Here is a 10893-nt window from a genome sequence, read left to right on the forward strand (position 1 = left end):
ACCGAGGACCGGCCCTGCTTCGGGACGAGCTAGCCGTCCAGACCCCGCTCGATCGCGGCGATGATCTGGGGGCGCAGTTCGGCGGCGCTGATGATGGCGTCCACCGAGCCGACCTCGACTGCCCGGCGGATGCTGTGGATGCCGTCGAACTCGGCGGCGACCTCGCCCAGCTTCTCGGCGCGGACCGAGGAGCGGGTCTCGGCCAGCTCGGCGTTGAGGCCGGCCCGGTCGGTGCCGGAGGCGGCGGCCACAGCGGCCTCCAGCGACGTCACCCGCGCGTCCTTCGCGGTCCGCGCGTTCACCTCGCCGGAGAAGACCACGGCGGCAGCCGGCGCCCCGCCCAGCACGGACGCGAACGAGCCCTCGACGGCCAGCACGGTCATCCGGGGGTTGAGCGCCTTCGAGAAGACCACGAACGCGCCGCCGTGGTAGCGGGAGATCACGCAGAAGACGATCGGGCCGTCGAAGTTGACGATGGCCCGGCCGATCTCGGCGCCGTACTCCAGCTGCAGCCGCCGCATCGACTCGGGGGAGCCGTCGAAGCCGGACAGGTTCGCCAGCACCACCAGCGGGCGGTTGCCGGACGCGGCGTTGATCGCGCGGGCGGCCTTGGCGGCCGAGCGCGGGAACAGCGTGCCCGCGGTGTACGTGTCCGGGCCGTCGGTGGGCGGGAAGCCGCGGCGCGGCACCGAGCGGGACTCGATGCCGAGCAGCGTGACCGGGATGCCGCCGAGGTGTACGTCCTGCACCACGGCGGTCTCCGCGTCGGCCATGCCGGCCCACCGTTCCAGGATCACGTGGTCCTGGTCCGACACTGCCCGCATCACGGTGCGGATGTCGAACGGCTTCTTCCGGTCCGGGTTGTGCGCGGAGGAGAAGATCTGCCCGACCGTCGTGAAGTCGCTGTCCGGCACCGAATGCGGAAAGTCCGAAATATCGCGAGAGACGGGGTCGGAAGAGACGGCCCGCCGCGGCCGCGACTCACCCGGCAGCACATACGAGTGGTCGTAGTACGTCATCAGCAGGTCCCGTGCCGCGACCAGGTCCGGCGCCCAGTACTGCGCCTGGCCGTTCGGGCCCATCACCCGGTCGTACCCGCCGATGCCGAAGTTGTCCTCGGCGGAGACGCCGCCGGAGAAGTCCAGTGACTGCTTGCCGGTCAGCACCATGGCCGAGTCCGGCGTCATGATCAGGATGCCGCGGGTGTGCATGAGCATCGTGGCCTCGGCGTTCCAGTACGGCTGCGCGCCGACCGTGATGCCCGCGACCACGATGTTGATCTCGCCGCCGTCCTGGGTGAACTCCACGATCCGCTTCAGCGCGGCCGCCACCCAGTCCATGTTCTCGGTGCCGGACGACATCGAGATCCGCGCACCCGCGGACAGCGCGAACCACTCCACCGGCACCTGAAGCGCAGCGGCCAGGTCGAGCGCCGCGATGACCCGCCGGCACTCCGCCTCGGCCAGTGCGCCCAGCGCCTTGGTCGGGTCGCCGAGCAGCACCACGCGAGAAACGCCCTCCGGGTATCGCGGCGTCGGCGTGCTCACCACACCGGCCACGATGCCGGACTTGTTCTGCCCGTGCGGCCGGTCGACCGGCTCCAGAACGCCCGAGTCGGACAAATCGTATTCCGTGAACGAACCCAGCAGAGAGGTCAGCTCGTACGGGTACGTCGTCCCCCGCCGCCGCGCCGCGACCACCTTCGACCGGTAGTCGTCCAGCGGCTCGATCAGAGCAGAGGAAGGAGCCGTGAACGACACCTCCATACCCGCCTCGAATGACAGCCGCACCGCGATCTCCCGCGGCTCACCGGTCGCCGCGTCCCGCTGACGGCCGATGAACTGCACCTCCTCCAGGCCCGCGCCGGCCGTGACCGGCAGCACCCGCTGCGCGACCGCGTTGAGCTCCTCGATCGACAGCTCGACCTGCGGCCACACGTACAGCGTGATGCGGTTGGTGTCGAACCGCTTCTTGGCCGGGCGCTGCGCCTGGACCTTGCGGATCGCGTCCAGGCAGGCGTCGAGCGCGCCCTCGACCGCGGGCAGCGCCACGATCCGGCCGTCCCCGTCGCGCAGCGGCGTCAGGTCGCGGATCTGCGCCATCGCGGCGAGCCGCTCGTCGGCCGGGTTCTCCGGGGCGACGCAGCGGAAGAGGTAGACCTCCTCGTCCGCGGACGGCAGCCGGGTCAGGTCGAACTTCTCCCAGCGCGGCAGCTGCAGCCGGTCCGCGATCCGCGGGTGCAGGCCGCGGATGACCCGGTCCTCCAGACCGTCAGCACGGAACGTGAAGTGGTGGTGCATGGCTGCGCCGCTGGTGCCGGCCACGGAGAACGTGACCCGGCGCGCCGAGTTCAGCAGTCCGGACGCGGTGAGCACCGACCCGAGAGCGGCCGCCATCTCGTCCGGCGACGGCTGCCCGTCCCACGTCAGGTACACGTCGGCGACCGACGTGCCGTCCAGCAACCCGGAGGCCGCCGACAGTGCCGACGCCAGCGAGTCGAAGTCGGCCGCGACCGCGACCAGGCGCAGCTCCGGATAGGTGGCGGTGAAGAAGCAGAAGCCCGAGACCTCCACGGTACGGGGATCCGCGCACCCGCGGTTGCCGTAGTAGCGGCGGCTCAGCACCTCGAGCATCGGGCCGTGATCCGCGCCGGGACGCCCGATCCGCTGCCCGAGGATGCGGACCAGCGGCTCCGACGACGACACCATGGCCGCGATCCGCTCGCCGCGGTCCGGCGCGTCCGGGTGCTGGTCGAGGTGGCGCAGGTGGCTGCGGACCTCCGCGTACACCTCCGCGCGCCGGCGCCGCAGCATCGGCTGGGCAGCCCAGCGGAACACGATCGAGCGGGCCAGGTCGCCGATGACCGGGAAACGCACCTGGGTGGCCGCGATCAGCCGCTCCAGCGCGCCGCTGACCAGCTCCCGCAGCCCGTCGCCGGGCAGCGGCTCGGTCAGCCAGCGCTGCAGGAACGTGACGATCACGGACACGTCCGCGGACGCGCGCTGCTGAGCCAGGAAGATGCGGAAGACCGCCTCCTCCAGCTCCGGCGTCCGCGCGAAGTCGGTGACGCCGTAGTGCGCGAGCACCCGGGCGAGCCGGCCGCGGAACGTGTCGGACAACCCGGCCCGGTCCACGTCCAGCGACTGCAGGTACGCGTGGAAGTACTCCCGGGAGCTGTGCACCCGCGTGTCCGCGGACGCCTCCTCGCCGGCCGGCCGGTTGCGGCTGAGCTCGGACAGGTCCGCGAAGACCTCCAGCAGCCCGGCCTCCTCCTCCAGCGGCCGGTGGCTCAGCTCCGCGCGCGCGGCCAGGTAGGACGCCATCGCCCGCTTCTCGTCGTGCGGGTCCACGTCGTAGCCGAGCAGCAGGCTGCGCAGCTCGGAGATGTGGTGCGCGACGCGCGCCTCGGCCGACAGCCCGTCCACGGAGGCGGGCAGGTCCAGGTCGACGGCCTCGGTCACCTCGGCGACGGCGGCGTCGTCGTCCGCGACCGGCTCCAGGCGCATCAGCGGCGCGCCGGTCTCGACCTGGCTGCCGACCGTGACCAGCGACTCGCGGACCTTGGCCTTGAACGGCGCGCGCAGCACCGTCTCCATCTTCATGCTCTCCAGCACCAGCACGGGCGCGCCGGCCTCGACCTCGTCGCCGACCGCGAGCGGCGTGGCGACGACCAGTGCGGGCGCGGGGGAGCGGAGCACGCCGCCCTCGTCGCGGCTGACCCGGTGCGTGACGCCGTCCACCTCGACCAGGTGGATCGGGCCGTGTGTGTCCGTCACCAGGCGGAACCGGGATCCGTTGACCAGTATCCGGCCGGTGTGCGCGTCGAAGCGGTCCAGCTCCGCGTCGAGCGCGGCGGCCTCGCCGATGCCGACCCGGAACCGGCGCGGGCCGGTCTGCGCCACGGTGACCCGGTAGGTCGCGCCGCGCAGCTTCAGGTCGATCGGCCGGCCGCTCTTGTGCTGCACCTGCGGGCGGCCGCCGTGCGCGGTGGAGAGCAGCCGCTGCCGCTCGACCTGCGCCTCGTCCTCGTACGCCTCGATCGCGGCCGCGGCCAGCGCGATGCCGGAGTGCTTCGTGGAGACCAGCCGGCCCTCGGCCCGGACCCGGTCGATCCAGCCGGTGTCCGCGCTGCCGTCGATCACCTCGGGCGCGTCCAGCAGGTCCAGGATGAAGCTCTTGTTGGTGGCGCCACCCTCGATGATCACCATGGTCTCCGCGACGGCCCGTCGCAGGCGACCGAGGGCCTCGTCCCGGGTACGCCCGTACGCGATGATCTTCGCGATCATGGAGTCGAAGTCGGCCGGGATGAGGTCGCCCTCGCTGACGCCGGTGTCCACCCGGATGCCCGGCCCGCTCGGCAGCGCCAGCCGCACGATCCGCCCCGGGGACGGCGCGAAGTCGCGGTCCGGGTCCTCCGCGTTGAGCCGCGCCTCGACCGCGTGGCCCTTCTCGGCCGGGATCAGCTCGCCCAGCTTCCCGCCGGAGGCGACGTGGATCTGCGCCTTGACCAGGTCGAAGTCCGTGGTCTCCTCGGTGATCGGGTGCTCGACCTGCAGTCGCGTGTTCACCTCGAGGAACGCGAACAGCTTCTCGCCCGGGTGGTAGAGGAACTCCACCGTGCCCGCGCCGCGGTAGTCCACCGCGAGCGCCAGCCGCTCCGCCGACGCCTTGACCTCGCGTGCCTGCTCGCGGGTGAGCACGACGGAGGACGACTCCTCGATGACCTTCTGGTTGCGGCGCTGCACGGAGCAGTCGCGCACGCCGAGCGCCCAGGCGCTGCCCTGACCGTCCGCGATCACCTGGACCTCGATGTGCCGGGCGCCGGTGACCAGGCGCTCCAGGAACACGATGCCGCTGCCGAACGCGCGCTCGGCCTCCAGGCTGGTCCGCTCGTACGCGTCGGTCAGCTCGTCGTCGCTGCGCACCACGCGGATGCCGCGCCCGCCGCCGCCCGCGGTCGCCTTGAGCATCAGCGGGTAGCCGATGTTCGCCGCGGCCTCCTTGGCGGCCTCCAGGCTCGCGACCTCGCCGCGGCTCCACGGCGCGACCGGGACGCCGACCTCCTCGGCGATCAGCTTGGCGCCGATCTTGTCGCCCAGCTTGCGCATCGCATCCGGGCTCGGGCCGATGAAGGTGACGCCGATCTTCTCGCACACCTCGGCGAAGGCGGGGTCCTCGGCGACGAAGCCCCAGCCGACCCAGGCCGCGTCCGCGCCGGTGGCGATGAGCGCGCGCTCCAGGACGGCATGGTCCAGGTACGGCCGGGCGGAGGCCGGCCCGAGGCAGTAGCTACGGTCGGCCTCACGGACGAACGTGGCGGAACGCTCGCCGTCCGTGTAGAGCGCGACGGTCTCGATCGGCGATGTTCCCGTCTCGGCGTTCAGTTCGCGGACGGCGTGGATGAGCCGCATGGCGGCCTCTCCGCGGTTGACGATGGCGATGCGGTTGAACACCGACCGAGCCTCCCAAAGTGCGTACACAACGTAGCGGGGCCCCCGGTCGGGCCCCGTACCAAGCTTCGTCGTTACCGGTCGGTATGGAACCGTTGGACCCGCCACTGGACGCGGTCCCCAGTTGTTGGAACCCGACAACTCTACATGGAGAGAACCCACACCCCGCCCGATCCCGGCCCCCGGGTAACTGGTGCAAACCGGGTGCTATCCCCGCAAGGTAGTCGCGAGGCGGGCTCGGTTTCGGGAGAATGCACAGGGTGACCCACGTTGGCGGTGCGGGACACCGGGACCTGCAGGCGTTGCTGCACGCGCTGCGCGTCGGCAAGGTCGTCGAGCAGCTGCCGAACGCTCACAGTAACGTCCCGCCGGTCCCGGCCCCCTACACCGCGCCCCCGGCCGCGCAGCCCGCGCAGACCTGGGTCCCGATGGGCGGCACCGCGGCCCAGCAGGCGGCGCAACACACAGCGACACAGCAGGCCGGGGGTACGCAGCAGGGCACGTCAGGGCTGCCGCCGGGTCTGCCGCGCGGCAGCGCGGCGCCGAGGAACGCGGCACCGCAGGGGCGCTACGGCGCCGGGACCGCCGCGTTCCCACCGGGCCCGACCGTGCCGTTCCCCGCGACGGCGGGACCGGGCGGTCAGGGTCAGGGTCAGGGCCAGCCTGTCCAGAGCCAACCCGGCACCCCGCCACCCACGATCCCGGGCAACACCGCGCCACCGGGCACGGTCCCCGGCGGCCCGGCCGGCCCTCCAACCGGCATTCCCGGCACCCCCGCCCCCGCGATTCCCGGCCTTCCCACCCCCGCGATTCCCGCTCTCCCGGCCCCCACGATCCCGGGCACGCCGCCGCCGACGATCCCGGGAATGCCGCCGGCGGTCCCGGGCATGCCGCCGCCGACGGTCCCGGGCAGCACCGTTCCAGCCCCCTACATCCCCGGCCCGCCCACCGGCGCCCCCGCCTGTCCCTACCCCGAGAACACGGCCGGGCCCGGCGCGCTCCCTCCCCGTACCCCCGGATCGCCTGTGCCCTATGGGGTGGGCATCCCGTCGTGGGAGGCGGTCGTCCCGATCAGGGTCAGCCCGCAACGACCCGCGGCCGGTCCGGGAGCGCCGGTCGACGGATTCCGCCCCGGCGAGGAGTCCGCGCTGCACGCGCTCCAGACCCGGCTCCGGGAATCCCTGCAACTGGTCGGATCCGTCGACGACGCCGTGCACCTGCTGGACGACCACCTCTTCACCGCCCGCCCGGAGCTGCGCCCGCTCTTCCCGCCCAGCGCCGAGGTGCACCGGCAGCAGCTGCACGACGCGCTGAACTGGCTGGTCGACAACCTGGACCAGCCGCAGGTGCTGGCGGCCGGCTGCGGGCAGCTCGGCCCGGTGCTGCGCGAGTTCGGCGTGCAGCGGGCGCACATAGACGCGTTCGGGATGGCGATGCTGGACGCGCTGCGGGCCAGCATGGGCGGTGCCTGGCGGCCGGAGCACGACGTGGCCTGGCGCTCGACCTGGAAGCTGGCCGCGCAGTGGCTGCAGCAGGGCGAGGAGGACGCCGGGTACGCGCCGCTGACCTGGCTCGGCACGGTGGTGGCCCGGCAGGACTGGCGCGACGACCTGTCCATCCTGTGGATCCGCACCTACCTGCCCTACCCGCACCGGGCCGGGCAGTACGCGGTGCTGGAGGCGGACGGCGCCACGCACGCCTATCCGATCGGCAACCCGCCCACGCCGGACCACACGATCGAGGTGCACGTGGAGTCACGGCCGACCGACTACACCGGCCTGGCGCTGCTGCGGGACGCGGAGCCGGGCGAGCGCGTCCGCCTGCACCCGGCCGTCGAGCACCTGCCGGTCGACCGCGGGTCCCTCCGGGACCTGCTGATGGTCGCGGAGGGTCCCGGCGTCGCCACCATGAAGGCACTGCTCACCGAGGTGGCGTGGCGGCGGCAGCGGCGGGCCGTGCGGCTGTTCGTCGGCGTGCGCACGGTCGCGGACCTCTACGACCTGGAGCCGCTGCGCGCGATCGCGGCCGAGTGCCTGGACGCGGAGGTGCAGGTGGTGGTCGCGGCCGGTCCGCAGGGCCGCTTCCTGGGCGGCAGTCTGGCGCACGTGGCCGCGACCGCAGCGGACTGGTCCGAGTGCGACGTCTACGTGGACGGCCCGCCCGCGCTGATCGCGTCGCTGACCGGCGTGTTCGCGCGGGTCTACTTCCCTACGGCCGGGTAGCTGTCCGGCACGAACGCGGGCCCGCCGGGCGTGAACACCGCGGAGTGCGCCGCGGTCTCCCACGCGGACGCGGGCACGGCGTCGGCCAGCGCCTTCACCACCGGCTCGTCCTGCCACTCCGGCGACTTCCGGAGCAGGTCCAGCGCGACCACGCACTCCTCGACCTCGCCGACGCACTCCCACGGCTTGTGCGCGTCCACGCCGAGCAGCTCCAGGAAGCCCGGGATCTGGCTCTCCTGGGCCAGCAGGTCGCTGCCGAAGATGCGGCGCAGCCGGTCCCGGTCCATCGACGGCGCCATGGCCAGGAACACGAACCGGCACTTCGGGCAGTCGCCGCACCACCGGGCGGTCGCGTTGTGCAGCAGGAACGCCCGGTTACAGCTGGTCACCACGTCGTCGTAGCGGTCGGTCTCCGCGTACAGCCGCGCGATGTGCAGCTCGGACAGCCGCCGGAGCAGCGAGAAGTACGCGTTCGTCAGCCCGGCGTGCGCGGCCAGCGCGTCCCGTAGCAGCCCCTCGGCCTCCACGCCTTTCGACCACTGGTGGTTGATCTCGACGCCGTGCCACACCAGGTTCGGATCCGAGGCGGAGCGCTCGTTCGACATGACGACCGGGCCGAGCCCGTTGAACGCGGCCGTGGCCACCGCGATCAGCGAGTTCACCGCGGTCACCGGCACGTGCCCGTTCAGCGCGCCCGCCTTGTTCACCTCGAACAGCAGCGGGTCGATCTTCCGGCGGGCCTTCAGCGCGGTCAGGCCGGACGCCGCGTTGACCGATTCGATCACGCCGTTCGGGTTCACCGAGAACGGCACCGGGTCCCGCCCCGCAGCCCGGAGCGCCTCCAGCGTGACGATCGAGTCCTTGCCGCCACCGACCGCGGACAACGGCCTAAGATCAAGATCAAGGGCATGCGAGGGTACGGGTGCGGGCGCGCGATCCGGCGTGCGGATACCGACCGTGAGCACGTGCGGGAGCGCGTTGCGGTAGGCGAACTCGCCCATCCCCTTGGTGTAGACCGCGGTCGCCCACGTCCGCGCCGCCTCGCCCAGCGCGTGCGGCAGCGCGATCCGCGCCGGCGCCGCCACCTTGTAGTAGGAGACGCCGGCCGCGATCAGCAGCAGCTCCAGCACCCGGCGCGTGCGCGCCAGCGCGTCCTCGCCCGGCGCGGTCTCCGGCGCCGGCAGCGTCACGGTCTCGGTGAAGCGCAGCGGCGCGACGCCGGGCCCGGTCAGCGCGTAGTGCAGCGCGACAGTCCCCGTCGCCGGATCGAGGTCGTACCCCTCGGCCGTGAAGAGGTCCCGCCCCCGGATCTCGTCCGCGCTCAACGCCACCGATTCAGCCCTTCGCCGTGCCCGCCGGCCGCCTCCCGGCCGGGCGCAATGGTAGCCCCGGCCGGTAGCGAGTGCGCGGTTCAGGAGGGCTTACCCCTTGCGGGCGGCCGCGCGGGCGCGGTTGGCCTCGCGGCGGTCGGTGAAGCGGGTGGCCTGCGAGTCCAGCTGGGCCATGAACTCGCCGAGCTCGTCGCGGGCCTTGGCGCCGTCGTCCGTCAGGTTCGGCGTCTCGAGGACCTTGAGCTTCTTCAGGACCGGCAGCAGCACCTCGTCGTGGTGGATGCGCAGGTCGTAGATGCCGGCCATGGCGATCTGGACGGACTTGCGGGAGAAGTTCTCGATGCCGTGGCCGGGCATCTGGAAGTTACGGACCACGTCCGAGATGGCGCGCATCGCCAGGTTCGGCGAGACCTGGAGCGAGGCTTCCAGCAGGTTGCGGTAGAAGACCATGTGCAGGTTCTCGTCGGTGGCGATGCGCTGCAGCATGGCGTCGCAGACCGGGTCGCCGGAGAACTTGCCGGTGTTCCGGTGCGAGACGCGCGTGGCCAGCTCCTGGAACGACACGTACGCGATGGAGTGCAGGATCGTCTGGTCGTGGTCGTTCTCGAAGCCGGTCGACATGTGCGTCATGCGCATGCGCTCCAGCTCGATCGGGTCCACCGCGCGCGTGGTCAGCAGGTAGTCGCGGATCGCGATGCCGTGCCGGCCCTCCTCCGCGGTCCAGCGGTGCACCCAGTCGCCCCACGCGCCGTCGCGGCCGAACATGGACGCGATCTCGTGGTGGTAGCTGGGCAGGTTGTCCTCGGTGAGCAGGTTGACGATCAGCGAGGTGCGCGCCACGTCGGAGAGCTTCGACTGGTCCGGCGTCCAGGCGGTGCCGCCGAGCGGGCCGTCGAAGTTGGTGCCGTCGGACCACGGAACGTACTCGTGCGGGAACCACTCCTTGGCCAGGCCGATGTGCCGGTTCAGGTTGGTCTCCACCACGGGCTCCAGCTCCAGCAGAAGCGCTCGCGTGGTTGCTTGGTCGACGGTCACGAGACCTCCAGGGGGCGTAACGAACCTACGGTTACGGTACCGTAGGTTCGCTGCTTTGAAACCACCGCGACAGGCCGTTACGCAACGCGCCGGTAACTACACGCCGCAGGTCAGGATGCCGGTGCGGCCGCCGGCTGCGGCGCCGTGCCACCCATGTACGCAGGCAGCCACCACGGGTCCTCGCCCTCCGCAGGCTTGTCCGGGTACTCCGCCTGGGCCTTCTCGACCAGCACGGTCATCCGGCGGCGCAGTTCGGTCGTGAGCACGTTCACGTCGTCCTTGCGACCGGCCTCGATCGGTTCGCCGACCAGGATCGTGATCGGCGTGTGCCGTCGGGTCAGCGTCTTCGGCCGGCCCTTCGTCCACATCCGGTGCGTGCCCCAGACCGCGACCGGGATCAGCGGCACACCGGCGGACATGGCCAGCCGGGTCGCGCCGGTCTTCAGGTCCTTGACCGTGAACGACGTGCTGATCGTGGCCTCGGGGAAGATGCCGACGACCTCGCCGGACTTCAGCGCGGTCAGCGCGTCCCGGTACGACTGGATGCCGGAGCCGCGGTCCACCGGGATGTGCTTCATGCCGCGCATCAGCGGGCCGCCGATCGCGTGCTTGAACACCTCCTGCTTCGCCATGAACCGCACCAGGCGCTTGGACGGGTGCGCGCCGAAGCCGGCGAAGATGAAGTCGAGGTAGCCGATGTGGTTGCTGGCCAGCACCGCGCCACCCGTGCGCGGAACATTGTCCGAGCCCTCGACCCGGATCTTGAGGTCCAGCACCTTGAACATGAGCTTCGCCGCGGCGATGACGGGCGGGTACACCACTTCTGACATGGCGTAACGGTAGCCGCCCTACCTG

General features: G+C 72.0%; 5 protein-coding genes. 1 reads left to right on the top strand and 4 read right to left on the bottom strand.

From position 1 onward, the window contains the following. Positions 1 to 29 precede the first annotated feature (29 nt). Positions 30 to 5453: an ATP-binding protein gene (locus tag OP04_RS16005; protein ID WP_033340450.1), complete on the bottom strand. Its 5424-nt coding sequence runs from the start codon at positions 5451 to 5453 to the stop codon at positions 30 to 32. A 257-nt stretch (positions 5454 to 5710) separates the two neighbouring features. Between OP04_RS16005 and OP04_RS53335 the strand changes: the two genes are divergently transcribed. Further along, on the top strand, positions 5711 to 7672 hold the full coding sequence (locus OP04_RS53335) for a globin domain-containing protein (RefSeq protein WP_157239876.1): 1962 nt from the start codon (positions 5711 to 5713) through the stop codon (positions 7670 to 7672). Here OP04_RS53335 and OP04_RS16015 read toward each other — a convergent pair. From OP04_RS16015 to OP04_RS16025, 3 genes are all read right to left on the bottom strand, one after another. Further along, entirely contained in the window at positions 7651 to 8997 is a 1347-nt protein-coding gene (locus tag OP04_RS16015) for a hypothetical protein (RefSeq protein ID WP_033340665.1), read from the bottom strand. The two genes, OP04_RS53335 and OP04_RS16015, sit on opposite strands and share 22 nt — an antisense overlap. Positions 8998 to 9093: 96 nt before the next feature. Then, complete coding sequence (locus OP04_RS16020; protein ID WP_033340452.1) at positions 9094 to 10038, bottom strand: acyl-ACP desaturase; 945 nt, start codon at positions 10036 to 10038, stop codon at positions 9094 to 9096. A 110-nt stretch (positions 10039 to 10148) separates the two neighbouring features. Further along, complete coding sequence (locus OP04_RS16025; protein WP_033340453.1) at positions 10149 to 10868, bottom strand: lysophospholipid acyltransferase family protein; 720 nt, start codon at positions 10866 to 10868, stop codon at positions 10149 to 10151. Positions 10869 to 10893 lie beyond the last annotated feature (25 nt).

The organism is Catenuloplanes japonicus (assembly GCF_000717135.1).
Taxonomy (GTDB): domain Bacteria; phylum Actinomycetota; class Actinomycetes; order Mycobacteriales; family Micromonosporaceae; genus Catenuloplanes; species Catenuloplanes japonicus.